General features: G+C 50.3%; 19 protein-coding genes. 7 read left to right on the top strand and 12 right to left on the bottom strand.

The window, feature by feature from the left end; genetic code table 11:
• Positions 1 to 36 precede the first annotated feature (36 nt).
• The gene (gene acs / locus AWQ24_RS09470; protein ID WP_065716670.1) at positions 37 to 2001 is read left to right on the top strand and encodes an acetate--CoA ligase; all 1965 of its coding nucleotides are present in this window, start codon (positions 37 to 39) and stop codon (positions 1999 to 2001) included.
• Positions 2002 to 2110: 109 nt separating this feature from the next.
• On the opposite strand, the gene AWQ24_RS09465 is transcribed toward acs, so the two are convergent.
• Positions 2111 to 3328, bottom strand: a complete 1218-nt coding sequence (locus AWQ24_RS09465) for an ABC transporter substrate-binding protein (RefSeq protein WP_065716669.1) — start codon at positions 3326 to 3328, stop codon at positions 2111 to 2113.
• A gap of 657 nt (positions 3329 to 3985) precedes the next feature.
• On the opposite strand from AWQ24_RS09465, the gene AWQ24_RS09460 reads away from it, so the two are divergent.
• Complete coding sequence (locus tag AWQ24_RS09460; protein WP_030006386.1) at positions 3986 to 4411, top strand: Fur family transcriptional regulator; 426 nt, start codon at positions 3986 to 3988, stop codon at positions 4409 to 4411.
• A 163-nt stretch (positions 4412 to 4574) separates the two neighbouring features.
• Positions 4575 to 5303, top strand: a complete 729-nt coding sequence (locus AWQ24_RS09455) for a 2-phosphosulfolactate phosphatase family protein (protein ID WP_065716668.1) — start codon at positions 4575 to 4577, stop codon at positions 5301 to 5303.
• Positions 5304 to 5380: 77 nt separating this feature from the next.
• On the opposite strand, the gene psaM is transcribed toward AWQ24_RS09455, so the two are convergent.
• Positions 5381 to 5476: a photosystem I reaction center subunit XII gene (gene psaM / locus AWQ24_RS09450; RefSeq protein WP_012307445.1), complete on the bottom strand. Its 96-nt coding sequence runs from the start codon at positions 5474 to 5476 to the stop codon at positions 5381 to 5383.
• 283 nt (positions 5477 to 5759) lie between these two features.
• On the opposite strand from psaM, the gene AWQ24_RS09445 reads away from it, so the two are divergent.
• The 3 genes from AWQ24_RS09445 (at position 5760) to AWQ24_RS09435 (ending at position 8259) form a co-directional block, all read left to right on the top strand.
• Positions 5760 to 6467 carry a TerC family protein gene (locus tag AWQ24_RS09445; protein WP_030006384.1) on the top strand — a complete coding sequence of 236 codons (708 nt, stop codon included), beginning with the start codon at positions 5760 to 5762 and terminating at the stop codon, positions 6465 to 6467.
• A gap of 307 nt (positions 6468 to 6774) precedes the next feature.
• Positions 6775 to 7731 carry an RNA polymerase sigma factor, RpoD/SigA family gene (locus AWQ24_RS09440; protein WP_030006383.1) on the top strand — a complete coding sequence of 319 codons (957 nt, stop codon included), beginning with the start codon at positions 6775 to 6777 and terminating at the stop codon, positions 7729 to 7731.
• Between the two features lie 186 nt (positions 7732 to 7917).
• On the top strand, positions 7918 to 8259 hold the full coding sequence (locus AWQ24_RS09435; RefSeq protein WP_030006382.1) for a DUF760 domain-containing protein: 342 nt from the start codon (positions 7918 to 7920) through the stop codon (positions 8257 to 8259).
• 96 nt (positions 8260 to 8355) lie between these two features.
• Here AWQ24_RS09435 and lnt read toward each other — a convergent pair whose 3' ends face one another.
• The 9 genes from lnt to AWQ24_RS09390 form a co-directional block, all read right to left on the bottom strand.
• On the bottom strand, positions 8356 to 10020 hold the full coding sequence (gene lnt, locus AWQ24_RS09430) for an apolipoprotein N-acyltransferase (RefSeq protein ID WP_232318800.1): 1665 nt from the start codon (positions 10018 to 10020) through the stop codon (positions 8356 to 8358).
• Entirely contained in the window at positions 9977 to 10765 is a 789-nt protein-coding gene (gene panB / locus AWQ24_RS09425) for a 3-methyl-2-oxobutanoate hydroxymethyltransferase (protein WP_012307440.1), read from the bottom strand. The genes lnt and panB overlap by 44 nt, the downstream gene beginning before the upstream one ends.
• Positions 10766 to 10988: 223 nt before the next feature.
• Complete coding sequence (gene hemF / locus AWQ24_RS09420; RefSeq protein ID WP_065716666.1) at positions 10989 to 12023, bottom strand: oxygen-dependent coproporphyrinogen oxidase; 1035 nt, start codon at positions 12021 to 12023, stop codon at positions 10989 to 10991.
• Between the two features lie 683 nt (positions 12024 to 12706).
• Complete coding sequence (locus AWQ24_RS09415) at positions 12707 to 14266, bottom strand: ferredoxin--nitrite reductase (RefSeq protein ID WP_065716665.1); 1560 nt, start codon at positions 14264 to 14266, stop codon at positions 12707 to 12709.
• A gap of 180 nt (positions 14267 to 14446) precedes the next feature.
• Positions 14447 to 16420, bottom strand: coding sequence for a glycine oxidase ThiO (thiO, locus tag AWQ24_RS16715; protein ID WP_065717351.1), 1974 nt, complete (start codon positions 16418 to 16420; stop codon positions 14447 to 14449).
• Between the two features lie 155 nt (positions 16421 to 16575).
• The gene (aroF, locus tag AWQ24_RS09405) at positions 16576 to 17631 is read right to left on the bottom strand and encodes a 3-deoxy-7-phosphoheptulonate synthase (protein ID WP_065716664.1); all 1056 of its coding nucleotides are present in this window, start codon (positions 17629 to 17631) and stop codon (positions 16576 to 16578) included.
• A 225-nt stretch (positions 17632 to 17856) separates the two neighbouring features.
• Positions 17857 to 18336: a PAM68 family protein gene (locus AWQ24_RS09400; RefSeq protein WP_065716663.1), complete on the bottom strand. Its 480-nt coding sequence runs from the start codon at positions 18334 to 18336 to the stop codon at positions 17857 to 17859.
• Positions 18337 to 18351: 15 nt separating this feature from the next.
• Positions 18352 to 18621, bottom strand: coding sequence for a 30S ribosomal protein S15 (rpsO, locus tag AWQ24_RS09395; protein WP_012307434.1), 270 nt, complete (start codon positions 18619 to 18621; stop codon positions 18352 to 18354).
• A gap of 146 nt (positions 18622 to 18767) precedes the next feature.
• Positions 18768 to 19364, bottom strand: a complete 597-nt coding sequence (locus AWQ24_RS09390; RefSeq protein WP_065716662.1) for a phycobiliprotein lyase — start codon at positions 19362 to 19364, stop codon at positions 18768 to 18770.
• Positions 19365 to 19593: 229 nt separating this feature from the next.
• On the opposite strand from AWQ24_RS09390, the gene AWQ24_RS09385 reads away from it, so the two are divergent.
• Complete coding sequence (locus tag AWQ24_RS09385) at positions 19594 to 19758, top strand: NblA/ycf18 family protein (protein WP_012307432.1); 165 nt, start codon at positions 19594 to 19596, stop codon at positions 19756 to 19758.
• 133 nt (positions 19759 to 19891) lie between these two features.
• Here AWQ24_RS09385 and AWQ24_RS09380 read toward each other — a convergent pair whose 3' ends face one another.
• Complete coding sequence (locus tag AWQ24_RS09380; RefSeq protein WP_065716661.1) at positions 19892 to 20374, bottom strand: Tab2 family RNA-binding protein; 483 nt, start codon at positions 20372 to 20374, stop codon at positions 19892 to 19894.
• Positions 20375 to 20384 lie beyond the last annotated feature (10 nt).

The raw sequence follows: 20384 nt of genomic DNA, 5'->3' as shown, positions 1-20384 counted from the left end.
ATGGGGTGAAATAAATCCCACGATAATAACCCTATTATGTCCGAACAAAACATTGAATCCATCCTCCAGGAGCAGCGCCTTTTTTCGCCTGCACCAGACTTTGCTGCCGAGGCCCAGATCAAGAGCTTAGACCAGTACCAAGCCCTCTACGACCGGGCGAAAAATGACCCCGAAGGCTTTTGGGGGGAACTCGCCGAACAGGAATTGGAATGGTTTGAGAAATGGGACAAGGTGCTCGATTGGCAACCGCCCTTCGCCAAATGGTTTGTCAACGGGAAAATTAACATTTCCTACAATTGCCTCGACCGTCATCTCAAAACCTGGCGCAAAAATAAAGCCGCCCTCATCTGGGAAGGGGAACCCGGTGACTCCCGCACTCTCACCTATGCCCAGCTACACCACGAGGTCTGCCAGTTTGCCAATGCGATGAAAAAGTTGGGCGTCAAAAAAGGCGATCGCGTCGGGATTTATATGCCAATGATCCCCGAAGCCGTCGTTGCCCTCCTCGCCTGTGCCCGCATTGGTGCGCCCCACACCGTCGTCTTTGGTGGCTTTAGTGCCGAAGCCCTCCGCAGTCGCCTTGAAGATGCCGAAGCCAAACTGGTAATCACCGCCGACGGGGGCTTCCGCAAAGATAAAGCGGTGCCCCTCAAGGATCAAGTAGATGCGGCGATCGCCGATCACCATGCCCCCAGCGTTGAGAATGTCTTAGTCGTTCAACGCACCAAAGAGCCCGTCCACATGGAAGCCGGGCGGGATCACTGGTGGCATGATTTGCAAAAAGAAGTCTCCGCTGACTGTCCCGCCGAGCCGATGGATGCCGAAGATATGCTCTTTATCCTTTATACCAGCGGCACCACGGGTAAACCCAAGGGCGTTGTCCATACTACGGGCGGTTATAATCTCTATACCCATATAACGACCAAGTGGATCTTTGATCTCAAAGATGATGACGTGTATTGGTGTGGTGCTGATGTGGGTTGGATTACAGGCCACAGTTACATTACCTATGGCCCTCTATCTAATGGGGCAACGGTCTTAATGTATGAAGGCGCACCCCGTCCGTCTAATCCCGGTTGCTATTGGGAAATTATTCAAAAATATGGTGTCACCATTTTCTACACAGCACCCACGGCGATTCGGGCCTTTATCAAAATGGGTGAAGACATTCCAAATAAATATGACATGAGTTCCCTACGCCTCTTAGGAACCGTGGGTGAACCGATTAATCCAGAAGCTTGGATGTGGTACCACCGGGTCATTGGTGGCGAGCGCTGCCCCATTGTTGATACATGGTGGCAAACGGAAACCGGTGGTGTGATGATTACACCTTTACCCGGTGCAACTCCCACAAAACCCGGCTCTGCGACTCGTCCTTTTCCGGGGATTGTGGCGGATGTCGTTGACCTTGATGGAAATTCCGTCGGTGACAACGAAGGCGGCTACCTGGTGGTGAAACAACCCTGGCCTGGGATGATGCGCACGGTTTATGGCAATCCCGAACGCTTCCGGTCTACCTATTGGGAGCACATCGCCCCGAAAGATGGACAATACCTTTATTTCGCAGGTGACGGGGCACGCCGTGACCAAGATGGCTATTTTTGGATTATGGGTCGTGTTGATGATGTCTTAAATGTTTCGGGCCATCGCCTCGGCACCATGGAAGTGGAATCGGCCCTCGTTTCTCACCCTGCCGTCGCCGAAGCAGCCGTGGTTGGAAAGCCAGATCCGGTTAAGGGGGAAGAGGTATTTGCCTTTGTCACCCTTGAGGGCACCTACAGTCCGAGCGACGATCTCGTAACGGAACTCAAGGCCCATGTGGTGAAAGAAATTGGGGCGATCGCCCGTCCGGGAGAAATCCGTTTTGCCGATGTAATGCCCAAAACCCGTTCTGGGAAAATCATGCGGCGTTTGTTGCGAAACCTAGCCGCAGGCCAGGAAATTGTGGGCGATACTTCTACCCTCGAAGACCGCAGCGTCCTCGATCAACTCCGGGGCTAACCCCCCATTCTCCCTTGAGGGAGATGTCCAGAGGACAGAGGGTGTCTTCCCTTGAGGGGAGTCGGAGGGAAAATTTCCATTAGGTGTCCCTCCGACTGCTTGCTTTGACCTAGTTCCCTTCGATAAAGGCGAAACGACCCTGTTGACCCGATTCATCCATTTCAATTTGGGCCACAAAAAATTCCTTCTGGACAATTTCCCCTTCCTCTGTGAAGGAAATTTCACCCAAAGGCGTGACGTAGGTACCTGCAAAAATTTCGTCTCGCAGTTGTCGTCGCAAGTCCGGTAGAGCAAGAGTTTCTAATGGCGTTTTTTCATCGAGGCTGCTGAGGGCTTCAACAAAAACTTGGATCGCCGTGAATGCCTGGGCACTAAATTGGGGCGGCTCTTTTTGGTTTTGTTGAAAATAGGCGTCCCGAAACGCGCGGTTAATCTCATTATCTAACTCGGCACTGTAGGCTTGGGCCACCAACACCCCATCACATTTTGCTTGGCAGACGGGGAAAATATTAGAAGTATTTAAGCCGTTCCCCCCAACAATAATGCCGTTGTAACCTAATTCTCGCAGTTGCTTCACCAGGTTGCCCGCATCGGCTGCTAACCCCGAAATAATCACTAGATCTGGTTGAACATTGAGTGCGGCAGTCACCTGGGCTTGAAAATCAGTGTCGGTGGTTTGAAATCTTTGTACCGTGACTAATTCCAGGCCAAAATCTTGCACAGCCGTCTGGAAAGTTTCTGTTTCTGACTTACTAAAGGCATCATTTTGGGCGAAGAAAACCGCAACGCGCTGTAGTTCTGGGTTGAGCTTGAGGGCTTGGGCCACGGCATTGGGAGCAACCACCGAGACAGGGGCAGAAACTCGGCCAATAAATGTACCAATCTGCGGGATCCCTTCGGCGGTATTGGAAGGGCCAAGGACGGGAACTTGGGCCCGGTCGGCGATCGGATCGGCGGCAAAGGCTTGTTGGGAAAGGGTCGGGCCAACGATACCGACCACTTTATCTTGGTTGATCAGGGTATTAAAGGCGTTGATGGCGCCCTGCTCATCGGCAGCCACATCCTGGAGAATGATCTTTAGGGGTTTACCGTTGATGCCGCCGTTTTCGTTGAAGTAGGTTTCCGCAATTTGGGTGCCGAGGATCTGCTCTTGGCCAAATAAAGCAACATTACTGGTCTGGGCGACGGCGACTCCCAGGGGAATTTCTGTCAGATTGCCATTATTATTACCGGCATCCGTAGGAGGAGACGGGGAATTACAGGCAATCACCAGCACCGCCGTCAAAAAGGCGATCGCCCCCTGGAGCAAGCGTCGATATTTAAACATAAAAATTTCTATAGAGTCTTGATATAACAGACATCCAGAATACTGCGAAGCTCGATGCTCCTTCAACTGCTTGCTGCTTGATTGGCAGCGATGGGGAATCAGTAACTCCTAATGAATCGTTACAGGCAGACGAGGGCCGTGAAAAAACTAGACACCAATAACGCTAGCCCCGAAATGATCCCGATTTCTTGAATTTCTTTTTTGAGTTCCATGGTTTGACAGCTCCACTAGCAAAATATGCAACGAAGAAATATCGATTTTGCTTGTTTTTAAGTATAAATACTCAAGTGCTGTTTGCCCACCCTTGGCCCCAAGGGAAATCACTGGAGGTAGAGATTTAGCCCGTTAAATGTCATCAAAGCCAAATCATGAGACCAAAGAATGCCGTCAATTCGTTTTCGATCTGATTGGATTCATTCTTACTTAGGGAAAGATATAAGATAGAACTTTCTCCTAGATAGGCGTAAAGCTTAATTTAAGGTGCTAAGATCATTAAAGAACTATTAACCTATATTTTTTTCTTATCCGTAATCCGAAAAAATTCTTAAGAATTGCTTTTATCGCTGATTTTGCAACGAACAAGCCTTGATTTCACCTTGGCCCATTCGTCAGAATAGCCCCCATTATTTCCTTGTCGTCTGTTCTTCCCCCAAAACCATGTCCCAAGCCTTTAGTGCCACAGAAATTCGTAACACGATGAAGCAGGAGGGGTTGCGCATCACGCCCCAGCGGTTTGCGGTCTATGCCAATCTACTCGGTCGGCAGGATCATCCCACGGTAGAACAGATCCTAGAGGATGTGAATGCGGATTTACCCATTGCTTCTAAGGCCAGTGTTTACAGTGCCCTGACGGTCTTGCGGGAAGTGAATCTTGTGCGAGAGGTGCTCTTAGATGAAGGCGTAACTCGGTATGACGCCAATGTTAATCCGCACCACCATTTCGTCTGTCGAGACTGCGGGGCCATCCAGGATCTGCCTTGGCAAGCCTTTAGTTGTTTTGATTTGGGTCAGTTTGCGACGCAAGTTACCGCCGAGAGCTATGAAGTAACCGTCAAGGGACTCTGTGCGGACTGCCGTGCTTAACTTGTTTAAATAATCTGGGATTTCGTCTCGACTAGCCTGGGTTAATCCTTGCTGTTTGGCAGCCTTGGTCAGAACCCTTAACCTCATGAAGGTTTTGTCCGGGGCGATCGCCAAATCAGGTATTTTGGAATCTAGACTGGATTGTTAGGAAGGATTTTATTGCGTGAAACTTTTTGTGTATCACACGCCTGAGGCGACGCCAACGGATCAACTCCCCGATTGTGCTGTGGTTATTGACGTACTGCGGGCCACCACGACCATCGCTACGGCACTCCACGCTGGAGCAGAAGCAGTACAAACCTTTGCTGACCTCGATGAACTGTTTCAATTTAGTGAAACTTGGCAGCAAACCCCCTTTCTCCGGGCTGGGGAACGGGGCGGGCAACAGGTAGAAGGCTGTGAGCTTGGCAATTCTCCCCGCAGTTGTACCCCAGAAATGGTGGCTGGGAAGCGCCTCTTCTTAACAACCACCAACGGCACGAGGGCCCTCAAGCGCGTTGAGCAAGCACCCACAGTGATTACCGCAGCCCAAGTGAATCGCCAGAGCGTGGTGAAGTTTCTCCAGACAGAACAGCCAGACACCGTTTGGTTCGTTGGTTCCGGTTGGCAGGGGGATTATTCCCTCGAAGATACCGTCTGTGCTGGGGCGATCGCCAAGGCCCTGTGGAATGGGGACAGTGACCAGTTAGGGAATGACGAAGTGATTGGGGCAATTTCCCTTTATCAACAGTGGCAGCAAGATTTATTTGGCCTCTTCAAGCTCGCGAGCCACGGCCAGCGTCTCCTGCGCTTAGACAATGAAATCGATATTCGCTATTGTGCCCAAAGCGATACCCTGGCGGTTTTACCGATCCAAACAGAGCCGGGTGTTCTCAAAGCCTATCGCCACTAAAAAAAATTAAGGGAGCCATGAAAAAAGGGTTCCACACGGAACCCCCAAGTCTGCTTCTGTGACAGATTTAGACAAATTTACTTATAAAGCTCAGTGGAGAGCCGGAAAGCCAAAACACCAGGAATGAGGGCAATGGCAAGGGCCACTAACACTTGGGTATCAGAAATTCCCATAATTTTAAAGACTCCGAATATAAACTGAGGTTTATCCCTTAATTTGCGATATTGTCTCTGGTTTCCCCAAGGTTTTGTAACAAGACGCAACATATCACCCCAACCTGCACCCATTCACCAAAAATGCGTCGCTTTAACCTTGATTCTGAGAAGTTTCTGCCGTTGACTGGATAGTTTGTTTACAATGGCCTTAAGGTGACCCATTTGCCGCCACAGCAACCCGACGGGCGGTCTTTTTTTGTCTTGAATTGTTCTCAAAAGTTTACTGTGTCGAATTTTTCCCATGCTCGAGCAAATTCTTCATCCCCAGTTGCATTTCAGCTTAGAAACGTCTTTCATTCTCGTGATTTTGGTGGCCCTAGAAGCTGTTCTTTCAGCCGATAATGCCATTGCCCTCGCAGCGATCGCCCAGGGGTTAGCCAGTCCGACCCAACAACGCAAGGCCCTCAACATTGGTTTGATGGTGGCTTACATTCTCAGAATCACCCTTATTTTTACGGCAACCTGGGTGATCCACTATTGGCAAGTAGAACTTTTGGGGGCATTGTATTTGCTGTGGCTGGTTTTTCGCTACTTTACCTCCCCTGAAGATGATAAAAATCACCACCATAGCCTAGAGTTCAAGTCCCTCTGGCAAGCGATCCCGATGATTGCGGTCACGGATTTAGCCTTTTCCCTCGATAGCGTCACAACGGCGATCGCCGTCGCGGAAGACATTTGGTTGATTGTGCTTGGGGGCACCATTGGCGTTCTGACCCTCCGCTTTCTGGCGGGGCTGTTTATCCGCTGGCTCGATGAATTTACCAACTTAGAAGATGCAGGCTTTGTGACCGTGGGCTTTGTGGGGGTTCGTCTCCTCCTTAAGGCGGTTTATCCCAGTTTTGTGATGCCTGAATGGCTGATGATCACGGCGATCGCCGCCATGTTTATTTGGGGATTTTCTAAACGCAACCCTGATTTTGTCCCCCAAGAGGACTCGCCATCGCCCTAATTTGTGCCTGGATCCCTTAGTCCGCCGTAGTTTCCCCTACGGCCCATTTGTCATTCTCAGTAACTTTACATTTATTAAATAAACTTAATAAAAATCTAATTTTTTGGTAAAATAAATTCATAAATAAAAATTAAGTATTTCGATTCTCGTTTTTTCACCAAGGTTAAATCGCTGCTTCGTCAGTACAGACCTTGCCTGTTTCCTTTATTGGACAACTCACTTTTTCCGCAGCCCTGGCGAATCCAGTCTAGGGAGTAGCTTCTTATTTTCATTTTTTAAATTTCGTCCTTTCTAGCCGAGTTGACCTATGAAAACTGCCAAATACTCCGCCGATCCTGTCCGTACCTATCTCAAAGAAATTGGAAGAGTTCCCCTTTTAACCCACGAAGAGGAAGTCCTTTATTCTCGCCGTGTCCAGAAAATGGTCAACCTAGAGAAGCTTAAAGCCGAATTAGCAGAGAAGCAGGATCAAGAGCCGAGCCTCAAGGAATGGGCCCAGGCAGCGAACCTTTCCCAGCGGGAGCTGAAAAAGCAACTCCTTCTAGGGAAGCAGGCAAAACAAAAAATGGTCGAAGCGAACCTCCGCCTTGTGGTCTCAGTGGCGAAAAAATACATTAAGCGCAATATGGATCTCCTCGATTTGATTCAAGAGGGCACCATCGGCATGCAGCGGGGGGTAGAAAAATTTGACCCGACCAAGGGTTATCGTTTCTCGACCTATGCTTATTGGTGGATCCGGCAGGCAATCACCCGGGCGATCGCCGAAAAAAGTCGCACGATTCGCCTCCCGATTCATATCACCGAAAAGCTCAATAAAATTAAGAAAGCCCAGCGCCAACTGGCCCAGACTAACGGACGTTCTGCCTCAATCCCAGAACTAGCCGATGAACTAGGTTTAACCACCAAGCAAGTCAGGGACTACCTCGAAAAATCCCGCCAGCCCCTTTCCCTAGACCTGCGGGTTGGCGATAACAACGACACGGAACTGATCGAGCTCCTCGAAGACGACGGCTTGACCCCCGATGATTATGCGACCCATGCGGCCTTAAAACGGGATTTGGCGCGGATGTTAAATGATTTGACCGCCCAACAACAGGAAGTTTTAACCCTCCGCTTTGGTCTCCGGGATGGGACGCCCCACACCCTCGCAAAAATCGGTGAACACCTAAGCATCAGCCGGGAGCGGGTACGTCAAATTGAACGGGAGGCCCTTGCGAAACTCCGCAAACGAAAAGCGGAAATGGGTGAATATTTAGCCAGTTAATTGCTCAGTCAAAGGATAATTTGGCGATCGCCTAGGGGGAAAAAATCGTAAAAATGCCACCGCAAAAGTTCGGTTACACTCCCCTCTAGGTTGTCAATAAGTTGTTACATTAGCCTTAGTTAGTATTGCATCAAAACACAGTGATTCAACCCATCACTTCCATTGAGCATCTAGGAGGAAAGACTGGTGAATAACGAAGCCCAAAGTTTTTATGGTCTCACAGGTAACAAACAACAAGGTTCAGACGAGCTTTGGCATTATGTCCAGTCTTTGTCTCCAGAAATGATTGCCCATATGTCAAAGCCTCAATCTCCAGCGGTTAATCAAGTGATTGAGCGTAATATTGTTGGGTTATTGGGGGTTTTATCCCACGCCGATGGATTTAATGTATCGGTCAATATGAGCCGTGAACAGCTTGGTCAACTGTTGGCCTCGGCAATGATGAGCGGCTACTTTATCCGTAACGCCGAGCAACGGTTTCAGATCGAAAAATCTCTCCAGGAACAGGATCTTAATTTACCCGATTAAAGTTTATTCTCTGGCAATGATTTAGACTGTAAAATTCAGGAAACTTCAAGGGGAAAGCCTCCCCTTTTTTATTGTTTATTTATCTGCATAAGTAATTTAAACTCTGGCTCTGTGAGCGTAGCTAATATATCCAGACAAACCCGTTCCTATTAAAAATAAACCTTGGCCTTTAACGAGCCAATTTCCCCAGTGGACATAGGGTGTTTTTTTATCGCTTAAATATATTTGTGCGCTGTAGGTGACAAATTCATTTAGGGAAGATAACCACAAAGTTTTTCCGGTGGGGTCAATCACGCCCGAATGACCCGTATTGTTTGCCCGCACTAACCAGCGACCATTGGCGATCGCCTGCATCACATCGAGGGCATGGTGTTGGGCTGGCATGGTTTCACTGTAGTGGGCGTCATTGGAAGCCACAATGATAAACTCTCCCCCGGCGGCGGTTTGGCGACGAAAATGTTCTGGATAGGCAGATTCATAGCAAATAGCGATGGTGGCTGGGCCGAGGGGTGTTTGCATCACTGCTGGGTTTTGGCCCCGCACCAGGTGGGCATCGAGGGGCGACAGGCGATTAATGATCTTGCCCAGGACAGCTTCAAAGGGAATATATTCCCCCAGGGGCACGAGGCGCTGTTTGTTGTAGCGGCTGAATACATAGCCTTGGCGATCCAGGGCAAATAGGCTGTTGGTAAAGTTATTTGCTTCACTACCAAAAGCCCCCAGGACGAGGGGGACGTTTTCTGTGCGGATCAGGCGGGGCCAAAAGGTTGCTTGGAGAATTTGTTCAATGCGAAAGGGTAAGGCCGTCTCCGGGGTGATAATCAAGTCTAGGGGCTGTTGGGCAAGGGTTTCATAGCCCGCGCGATAATTGGCGATCGCCAACTGATTACCATCTTGGTAGAGTTTAATTTCGTTGGGAATATTCCCCTGAATAATGCCGATTTGGGCAGGGCGATCGCTGGTAACGGGCGTTGTCTGCAGTAGCGACCAGCCAATCAGGTGAGCACTACCTAGAAGAATTAGAGTGAGTACCCCCAACAGACCACTGCAACGGTGGAAGCGCACAGTCCCAGTCGCATCGAAACAGGCCTCCGCAAGACAGCCATTCACCAGCACAATAAGCCAAGAAATGGTGGTAAATCCCGACAGTTGAGCCAATTGTAAAATCGCTAAATTATGGGGACTCTGGCTAAAGGCAAGGAAGTGCCAAAAGAGATCACTCTGGCTCCAGAGATATTCGATCACACACCACAAGGACGCCCCATAAATAACCCGGTAAAGTCGTCCGGCAAAGCTTAAAGGCCCGAAGGAAGCACGAAATTCCTCGAAACAAACCATCCCTAACGCCCAGAGCACCGGGATGCCCGCCCCCCACAGGGTGATAATGATCCAGCAAAGAATGGCGATCGCCAAACTCCACAACCAAGGCACTCCCATCCAGGTCATCGGGTGAATCCCCGTAATCCAAAACAGCGTAAAACCCTGGTACCCCAAACCCCAATAAAAGCTCAACCAGAGGGGCTGTTTATATCTCTGGTAAAAATTACGCATCGCCCGTAGCCCTTTACGACCTTGAGCAGACGGGGATGACTTAGTCCTTTGGGGCGATCGCCCAAGATATATCCAGAGGGGGATCAGGGCGATCCAGGCTAGATACCAAGCTTCGACGGGGGCCGAGGCCATGCCCATCAGTACCCCTGCCCCTAATACGAGAAATCTAGGAGCCCAGATGGGGCGGAAACTGCTGCGTACGAACATCATCGCTATAGCGTTGGACTGCGTTGGTAATCAGATTGTCTAAGTCTAAATATTGTTTGGCAAAGGGGGGCGCTTTTTCACTGAGGCCCAAAAGATCCGCCGTTACCAGCACTTGCCCATCACAATGGCGTCCCGCGCCGATGCCAATGGTCGGAATTGTCAGTTTTTCGGTAATCGTCTGTGCCAGGGTCGCTGGAATATGTTCTAAGACCACCGCAAAGGCCCCGGCCTGTTCGAGGGCGATCGCCTCTTGGATTACCCGTGTCGCTTCTAGTTCCGTATTGCCCTGTTGCCGATAACCCAGGGTATGCACCGATTGGGGAGTGAGGCCCACATGACCCATCACCGGTACGCCTAAGCGAGTGAGACGTTCCACCGTTTCGGCCATCGCTGGGTGTCCCCCTTCCAGTTTGATCGCCTGGGCGGTGGTTTCCTTGAGAATCCGACCCGCCGTATGGATCGCTTGGGAAAGGCTTTCTTGGTAAGTTAAAAAGGGAAGATCGCTGACCACTAAGGCATTCTTGACCCCCCGACAAACAGCCTGGGTATGGTGAATCATCGCCTCTAGGGTCACAGGCAGCGTATTTTCATAGCCGAGGGCCACCATCGCGAGGGAGTCCCCCACTAGGATGACGTCGACCCCAGCTTGATCGACTAAGCGGGCGATCGCATAGTCCCAGGCCGTCAGGGTCACGATGGGTCGTGCCGTTTTTTTATAGTTTTGTAGTGTTCTCGGTGTAACCCGCATCAATCGTTCTCTAGGGCACAATAAAGCTGACCGGGCAGTGGTGAGCAACACCCCAAAGCGGCTTGAATTGCCACCGCTGGTGTTGGACTTTTCCGGTAATACCTGAGCTATTATGCCCCAAATCAAAATTCTGGGGAAATTCCGGCGTTCGTGCCCCCAGATTTGCCCCAGTGATCACTACAATTTTTGCTTTCGGTTTTGACTCTTTAAAAGAGGCCGATTCTTAACCTTGCCAGTTGGCCCAATCCTGGGGCTTAAGGAACCGTTCATAGAGTTCTGCTTCTGGGGTGCCAGGCTCTGGGCTATAGCTATATTCCCAACGCACCAGGGGCGGTAAAGACATCAAAATCGATTCGGTACGGCCATTGGTCTGCAAGCCGAAAATAGTTCCCCGGTCATAGACGAGGTTAAATTCGACGTAGCGGCCCCGGCGGTAAAGCTGGAATTGTCGTTCGCGATCGCCATATTCTGTGTTGCGTCGCCGTTCAATGATCGGCACATAGGAATCGAGGAAGGAACCACCACAGTCTTGCACAAACGCAAAAAGATCTTCCCAACTGCGCTGGGGCTGTTCCCCTAAATCTTTACTGTAGGCAGCAGCAGCTTTATCGGGGTGGGGGCCTTTATACAGTTCCCCGGTGCCATCTTGATAGTCGAAGAACAATCCACCGACTCCACGGGTTTCGTCCCGGTGCTTCAGGTAGAAATATTCATCACACCAGCGCTTAAAGACGTTGTAATACTCCTTGTGGTGGCGATCGCAGGCGGCTTGGTAAGTTTTATGGAAGTGGGCCGCATCCTCAGCAAAGGGATAGTAGGGCGTCAAATCTGCACCACCGCCAAACCACCAGACAGAGCCAGCTTCAAAATAACGATAGTTGAGGTGAACCGTTGGGATGTAAGGATTGCGGGGATGCAAAACCATTGATGTGCCCGTGGCATAGAACCCGTGGCCTGCGGCTTCAGGACGCTGCTTCAAAATCGAAGGCGGCAATTGATCGCCCCACACCTCAGAGAAATTGACGCCCCCCTGTTCGAGGACATTCCCCTCACGCATTACCCGGGAACGACCGCCGCCGCCCTCCTGGCGCTGCCAAGAATCTTCCTGGAATTTTCCTTTTCCATCGGCCACCTCTAATCCCTGACAAATTTTGTCCTGGATTTGCTGCATAAACTGGCTCACCCGTTCTTTGGAATCACTAGGGGGCACAGGCTTAGCGGGGCTGGCATTGGTGGATTCTGTTTGCAAAGCTGTCATGGTTGCGTGGGAAGAAGTTTTATCTATTTATTAAAAGGGTTTACCTGATGGCCCAAAGGCTGATGTTGCAAGGCTTCTTTAGGTCGACACAGGTCAAACTAGTATTCCAGACTAACCTGAATTGGCACGTTTTCGGCCTCAGTGAATGTGATTTTTCATGAAGTTTGTAACGAATAATTAAAAAGCTGCCTCCTGTGAATTCGTCGCCTGAGGTTATCCCCAGAGGCAAGGCGATCGCCCCCAATCCCGCTCTAAGGTTAAGAATAGATTAACTATATCCTTACGGACTTTTCCGTTTTAAAACCCTGATACAAAGGAAATTCCTAAAAAGCTTCGGTGTATACTAAAACCAAGGTTAAGAAAAAGTAAATTATGACTTAATCCTTTCATTACCTATTGGCGTGTCCAGGAGATTTGAACAATGCATCATGTTGCTAATCCAACCACCCCCCAAACTTCGATCCCTTTTCCCCTCAAAACAGATCGAAATGTGCCGACCCGCCTTGTAGCTCACTGGTTAACAGATGCGAATGGTAAGCTCTATCGAATCTGGGTCAGCGAAAAAATTTAGTCTCCTCGTCCCAACAAATTCCATCCAGCAAAAATCCCACAGAGTCACTGACGGATTCTGTGGGATAGTTTGTAAGTTTTTAAGATTAAAGCAAAATTAAAAGAACTTCAGCCTACTCCGACTTCGGCGTTGCTCCAAACTGTTCGATTAAAATATGCTTCACAGTTGCCTTGAGGGTTTCCCCACAGGGCACTTTCTGAGCTACCGGCGCACCGAGGCTTGCATGGTTACCGACCGTTCCCCCAGTGAGCACATTGACCGCTTCGACAATTGCACCATCAACTTTCGCTTTAGAGCCGATAAAGCCGATATCACCCACCTGAGCTTGACCACAGGAATTTGGGCAGCCAGTCCAGTGCATTCGTACCCGTTGGGGAATATCTAATTCGGCATCCAATTCGCGGGCCAGGGCTAACCCCTGTTCTTTCGTCTCCACAAGGGCAAAATTGCAGTAGCGATTTCCCGTGCAAGACACAAAGGAACGTACTAGGGTCGAAGGATTCACCGAGAATTTTTCTAGTAACGGTTCCTGGAGTAGCGCCTCAACGTTTTCGCTTTTGACGTAGGGAATAATGAAATTCTCTTCTACTGTGGCCCGAATTTCGCCATTGCCATAGGTTTCTGCGAGGCGTGCTACCTCGAACATGTCCTCTGCGGTCAAGCGTCCGGCGGGGACATGCAAGCCCACGTAGTGATAACCTGCTTGTTTTTGGGCATAGACACCGATGTGATCTCGCTTATCCATGGTTAAAGCGTGTTCTGGGGCTGCCGGTTCTAGGGATTGGCCAATTTCTGCTTCTAATCTCGCCCGGAAAGCATCGACACCCCACGCTTCAACCAGCCACAATACCCGCGCTTTGGCCCGATTTCCCCGGAGACCCTCCTCGGCACTGTGGCGGGTATATAGCGCTAAAATGCCACGACTGACCGCAAGGACAGCCTCATTGGGGGGAACCCAAACATTAATCGAAATCCCTTCGGCTTGCCGTTGGGCAGAAAAATATCCGCCAACCAGGACATTAAAGCCAAATTTCCCATCCTTAAAGGCCGGGACAAAACCAATGTCATTAATTTCTACGTGGGAAGAATTATCCGGCGCTCCTTCTAGACAGATATTAAACTTCCGGGGGAGGTCGCTAAATTCGAGACTGCCTTCACCGTAATTGGTGATCATATTTTGGAGTTGGGCCGCGAGTTCCCGGGTATCAAAATATTCTTCTGGATCGATACCAGCAACGGGGGACCCTGTAATGTTGCGCACGTTATCGTGGCCAGACTGTACCGTGGTGAGGCCCACTTGCTTTAATTTCGTCAAAATCTCTGGGGTGTCTTCCAGTCGAATGCCGCGTAATTGGATGTTTTGGCGGGTTGTAATGTCGGCACTCCCGTCTTCGCCGTAGCGTTGCACAATTTCTGCTAGGGCGCGCACTTGGGCACTGTTGAGGATGCCGTGGGGAGTCCGCAGACGCAGCATAAATTTACCTGGGGTCACCGGTCGGTGAAAAAGTCCCAGAAATTTAAGACGAATGATTAAGTCATCTTGATCCATGGCTTCCCAGCCAGCCTGGGCCAGGGTTGCCAACTCATCTTTAATCGCTAAGCCGGGTTTGGCTTGTTTGGCTTGTTCGATTTTTGTGAGTTTGATTTTTTGGATTGTGGCGGCGTCAGTCATGGAGTTAATCCTGATTTCAATACTGATGTTGCTATGGGCGTCGGCTGGATATCCAGGGTGATTTGACCAAGGTAAACATTCAGTCAGGGAGATTTTGTAGTGTTAACTACGGGCCTGGCTCGCTTTTGCGAAATCAGAATATTGATGATGCGATCACCGCATTCAATCGACAGGAGGAACTTAGGTGCTAACCAGTCCAGTTTGGGGAGAACTGGCACTGGCAATATGTTGAACCGGAATGCGCCCGGCCAGATGAGCGAGGCGGCCGGCAGTGGTGGCTAACCCCATGGCTCGCCCCATTTGTACGGGATCTCTAGCGAGGGCGATCGCCGAATTGACCAGTAGCGCATCGGCTCCCAATTCCATCCCGTAGGCCGCTTCACTAGGGGAGCCAATCCCTGCATCAATCACCACGGGAACCTTGCTCTGTTCAATAATAATTTTGATGTTGGCTTCATTTTGAATCCCCTGGCCCGACCCAATGGGAGAACCGAGGGGCATCACCGTAGCACAGCCCACTTCCTCTAGGCGTTTCGCCAACAGAGGATCGGCATTGATATAGGGCAGCACCGCAAACCCTTCTTTGACCAATTGTGCTGCGGCTTCGAGGGTACCAATGGGATCTGGTAGCAGGTAGCGAGCATCGGGGATCACTTCTAATTTGACAAAATTATTATCTTCTTGGCCTAACAGACGGGCCATTTCCCGACCCAAACGGGCTACCCGAATCGCTTCTTCAGCAGTTTTACACCCTGCCGTATTGGGCAACATCCAAATTTTTTGCCAGTCGAGGGCTTCGGCAAGTCCTTCGTGGCCTGGGGCTTTGGTTTGGACGCGACGCACTGCCACCGTGACAATTTCGCAACCGCTGGCTTCAACACTTTGTTGCATTGCGGCAATTGAGGGATATTTCCCCGTTCCTGTCATCAAACGCGAGGTAAAGCGACGACCGGCAATGACCAGCTGATCAGAGGTTTCCGTGGGGTTTAGCGTTGCAGTTGTGGTTTTGGGGCTGATAAAAAAGCTCGGCATTGAACCGTTTTGACCATTCTGACTGTTGTGACCGTTTTGCATGGGTTGATGGGTTGGGTTATCTAAAAAGCGTTGGTAAGAAAAATGTTGGAGGAGGGGATCTGCTTGGTTGCGGATTAGGCGATCGCCAATGAGTTTCGCCGTGATGGGGGCCAATAAAATGCCATTGCGATAATGACCCGTGGCATAGGTGAGATTTTCACAAGGGGATGCCCCCAGAATCGGTTTTTCATCGGGAGTTGCGGGCCGAAAACCCCACCAGAGTTCCGTGATTTCCCAATCTTTGAGTTTCGGCAACAGTTGAATCGCTTTATTCAGCAGGGTTTGGATCCCTTGGGGGGTATTGTTGGGTTGCCACTGTACAGTTTCTGCGGTGGCCCCAATGATTAGGGTGCCATTGGTGCGCGGCACGAGGTACAGATTATCACCAAAAATCACCCGCCGGAGGGCCTCAGGATTCGGCATCCTCAGGGACATCATTTCCCCTTTAATCGGATAAACGGGCAGGGGCGTGATCTGACTCGACCAGGAACCTGCGGCCAAAACATAATGGCCCGCTTGGAATAGCCCTTGATCAGTCTGCACCGCTTGCACTTGCCCCTGGATTTGTTGGAGACCCAAAACAGTGACGCCTTCTTTAATCACCACCCCCAGACCCCGCGCTGCTTGGAGTAGGGCTTGGCTCAAACGGCGGTTGTCTACTTGGCCATCTTCGGGGTGCCACCAGGCTCCTACCACTCCATCACCAAAACCAGGTTCATGGTGGGCCAGTTGGGCGCGGTCTAGCCAAACAGAAGCACTATCGGTCACGGTTTGGCTCGGCGCAACGGATTTGGGAGCAAAGATACCACAGGGCAAGTAACCCACATCGACGCCACTGAGTTGTTCAATTTTGCGACACCAGTCGGCGTACATATTGCGCGATCGCCGCCCCAATTCGAGCATTGTCCCCGTTAAGCCTTCGGCCTCCGGGGCGAGCATTCCGGCAGCGGCATGGCAGGCAGCCTCAGTAAAGTTTCGATTCAGGATTGTCACGGCACAACCCTGTTGTTGCAATTCGACGGCGATCGCCAAACCAATGATCCCGCCTCCTAAAATTAAAACGTCCGCTTGCTGTGCCATTTTTTCCATCACCTTAAATTCCTTCCGGTGCCTTCCTTTAAGCTACAACGGCCAAGATTTTTGCGGCAACCTTGACTTGTAAATAAAAAATCCCCACTCCAAGTAGCAGGGATATCACGTTAGGGTACTGACATTAACCAGCCATCACAGGGGCTTTAAACTGTTGCCAATTCCTTTTGGCCACGTCCCGTTAATTTTTCAACCTCTGCCAGTTCTTGCATCACCTGATCGAAAGCATCTGGGGTGAGGGATTGGGGGCCATCGGAAAGGGCTTTCTTGGGGTTGGGGTGAACTTCGATCATCAGCGAATCTGTGCCAATGGCGATCGCCCCTTTAGCCAGCGAGAGAACAAATTCAGACTTCCCTGTACCGTGGCTCGGATCGATCATCATCGGTAAGTGGGTCAAACTGCGCAACACCGGAATCACCGATAGATCTAAAACATTGCGCGTGTACTTACTATCGAAGGTGCGAATGCCCCGTTCACAGAGGATCACCTGGGAATTCCCTTCCGCCAAAATATATTCTGCAGCCATTAACCAGTCGTCAATGGTGGCGGCCATCCCACGCTTCAACAACACCGGCTTGTTTTGAGCTCCGATCTTTTTCAGCAGGGCAAAGTTTTGCATATTGCGCGCCCCGATTTGGAGCACATCGGCAACCTCAGCAATTTTTTCGACATCCGCCGTGTCCATCACTTCTGTGATAATCCCTAGACCGGAGGCTTCCCGCGCTGCAGCCAACAATTCTAAAGCACTTTCGCCGTGGCCCTGGAACGCGTAGGGAGAAGTTCTTGGCTTGTAGGCCCCACCCCGGAGGAATTTTGCCCCGGCCGCTTTGACCCGGAGGGCAGTTTCCACGATCATTTCTTCGTTTTCGACGGAGCAAGGACCAGCGACGACAACCACCGGATGATTGGGGCCGAAGGTGACATCCCCGTTCGGAGTAGGCACAACGACCTCGCTGTATTGACCATGACGGTACTCAAGACTGACCCGCTTAAAGGGCTTTTCTACCCGGAGTACACTTTCGATCCAGGGGCTCATCTCTTGGATCAATTCAATGTTAAAAGTGGCGGTGTCTCCCACTAGGCCGATGACCACTTTGTGGGCCCCAACAATTTTTTCGGGGGTTAGGCCTAATTCTTTAAGCTCACTCCCTAAACGGTTGATTTCGGCTTCAGGGGTGCCAACTTTCATGACTACGATCATGGTATTTCCTCGAAGATTACGACAGGTAAAAGAAATTTTATTTATGGAATAACGGTGTAATAGGGCGCTCTTTTATAGATAACGTTCTTTAAAAACTAAATTGTCGGCGATCGCCACCCTCCCAGTCTTATCTTGACACATTCACCTGAGAAAATTTTGATAACCGACAAGGCTGCATACGTGATATTTAAGCTCGGAAACCCTGAAAAACCAAGGGTCGAAACTTTAAGATTTGCTGCGGGCTTCCCGGCGACTGGCACGCCAGGCCTGGACCATCCGGCCAAGGTTCAGACTAAATTCTTCCCAACCGAGACGGCTCCCCGGACGATTTTCATCCCAGGACGTGGAGAGAATGCCGTAACTCAACCCCACAACCCCCAAACCGAAACAGCCTAGGCTCACTAGGAGCACGGCAATGGTGGGCAACTCCAGCAGTTCGCGGGAAACAATATAGTAGGACACAACAAAAGATGTGATCCCCAAGGCCGTGGGAATCCCAGAAAATAAGGCCATCCGACGAATCATCCGTTTGCTCACTGCATCGGGGATCGCCGATAAACTGGCCTCATCCTTTGGCGATCGCCTAGGCGAAGTTGATCCTGAACTAGACTGGGTCGCTGTTGTTGCCGGGGGCTTTTTGGGAGCCTTTTGCTTCGTTTGCTTTGGCTCGAAGGGGAGTCGATCTCGCTTCGGTTCAGAGGACATGGGTTGGGTAAAAACTTAACGACGAATTCCGAGGCGACCAATCAAGGTTTGATAACGTTCTTGGTCGTTAGATTTAATAAATTGTAAAAGGCGCTTCCGCTTCCCAATCATTTTTAACAAACCACGCCGGGAGGAATGGTCTTTTTTGTTGACCTTGAGATGTTCGGTCAGTTGGTTAATGCGCTCCGTGAGGAAGGCCACTTGGAGATCCGCAGACCCAGTATCAGTTTCGTGTACCTGATACTCGCCCATGAGTTCCTGTTTACGCTCTTGCGTTAAAGCCATAATCTGTTTTTGTAGAAAATAAAATACAAATATTGCAGTCCATTATGCTAACACTGTTTGCTCCGAAAGCCTATGGACAGACGGAATCTTTTTGACCACAGCAACACAGGCATCCCTGTGGGGCAAAATAGCTGGAGATTGACCCACTACCAACCGCTAATAGCATAGAGGGGACTAGTTTCCGAAGCCGCAGTCGCCGTTGCCGGAGAGGTCTGGATACGCTCTTCCATACAAAATGTCGTTGTGTTAAAGCCCCCAAAGCGTTTTACAGTGCTGGTACGCAGACGTAAATTTGGGTTGGCAAACCAAAACCGTTCGTAGATTGTCATGGTTTCGTATTCGGTGGTCAAAACGAGGCCATCTTCGTGATCCAAATGATATTCGCCAGCAACAGGGACGATTTCCGCATAACCGCGCTCCCGGAGGAGTTTTCCTTGGCGGGGGTTGTCAGCATCGGGGATTAGGGCAAAAACAGTGCTGCCTTCGTGGTTTTCATCATCTTTGTCCCACTGCATTGTGCCGGCCCAGGTGACATAGGAGCCGCCGACGCTGAGGCTAGCGTCCATGTCGTGCATCTGGCAAATTTCAATGATGCGGGGGTCGTCTTTTTCGAGGGTTTCGACTTGGATATTAGAGCCACCGGATTCGGCCCGCCGGAAGGGCAGGTGGTGGGTAACGCGTCGAGACTGCCATTGTCCGGCACTGTATTGGAAAAATTCCTTGGCATCCGCAAAGCTTTGCATATCGAAAAATTGTCCTCTGGGTCTTGGCTGATTACAAAAATATCGTTTTATCGGTGTTTGTTAAAAACATCTTTCAGCTTAACGAATTTCGGGCCGCTCCCTGGAAAATAGGCGATCGCCCCATTGTTTCTTTTTGTTTCAATTTTGACAGAATGATTGACAGAGGTTAGATTAAATGCAGCTAGAGACATTCGCAATATTCGCCAGAATTATTGGCAAGGAGCTGCCCATGTCCCCGGAAACAAACTTAACCCTCGAACAAAGGCTACAGGTACAAATTTTTGAAACCCGTACCCAAGACCTGAGCCTGGAGCAAGCCCAAGAATTTTTAATGGAAATGTTTCGGCAAATGCTGGTGAAAGATACCCTGTTCACCAAGTTGACGGAAAGCTAGAACCAGCTTTAGGTGTCTAGCAAGAGTGCTGAAAAAACTGAAAAAATTGGTCGGCGATCGCCCTTCTCCTATTCCTCTCAGGTGGCGATCGCTTTTTATTGGGATTTTAATTTGGGCTAATTTGCGTCAACGACTAAGCTTTCAGGAGCCAAAGGGCGGTGTGGGTCACATCGGAATCGTCGGGTTGCACTAAAAGGAAATGTAAACCCTGGGCCTGCTGGAGCCGTTGTTGGTAGCGTTGGCCGGCGCTGGCGATCGCCTGGTCATGGAAAGTCATAATCACCCACCGTTGGGTATCAGCCCCGGTGAGCACGAGTCCGCCTGCAAGGTTGGCCTCGGTTTCTTGATAAAAAACTGTTTGGGGTTGCTGTTCTTGGAGCCACAGAGCCAATTGCATCGATTGCCGACTACCATAAATAATCGTCCCCGGAATCAACACATTAGAAGCCAGTCCCAATTTCACGGGCTGTAACTCCTCCGGTAATGACAAAATCGGGATCGGGCGATCGCCAAACAGATCCCAAAAATCCCCGGCGGGAATGCTGCCAAAACGCCAATTTTCGCCCCAAAGTTCATCGGGCAAAGGTTGGGGGGGAGCGGGTAAATTTTGCGCCATAATCAATTCG

This window comes from Picosynechococcus sp. PCC 8807 (assembly GCF_001693295.1).
GTDB lineage: Bacteria > Cyanobacteriota > Cyanobacteriia > Cyanobacteriales > MRBY01 > MRBY01.
This window is presented reverse-complemented; position numbering and strand designations above follow the sequence as displayed.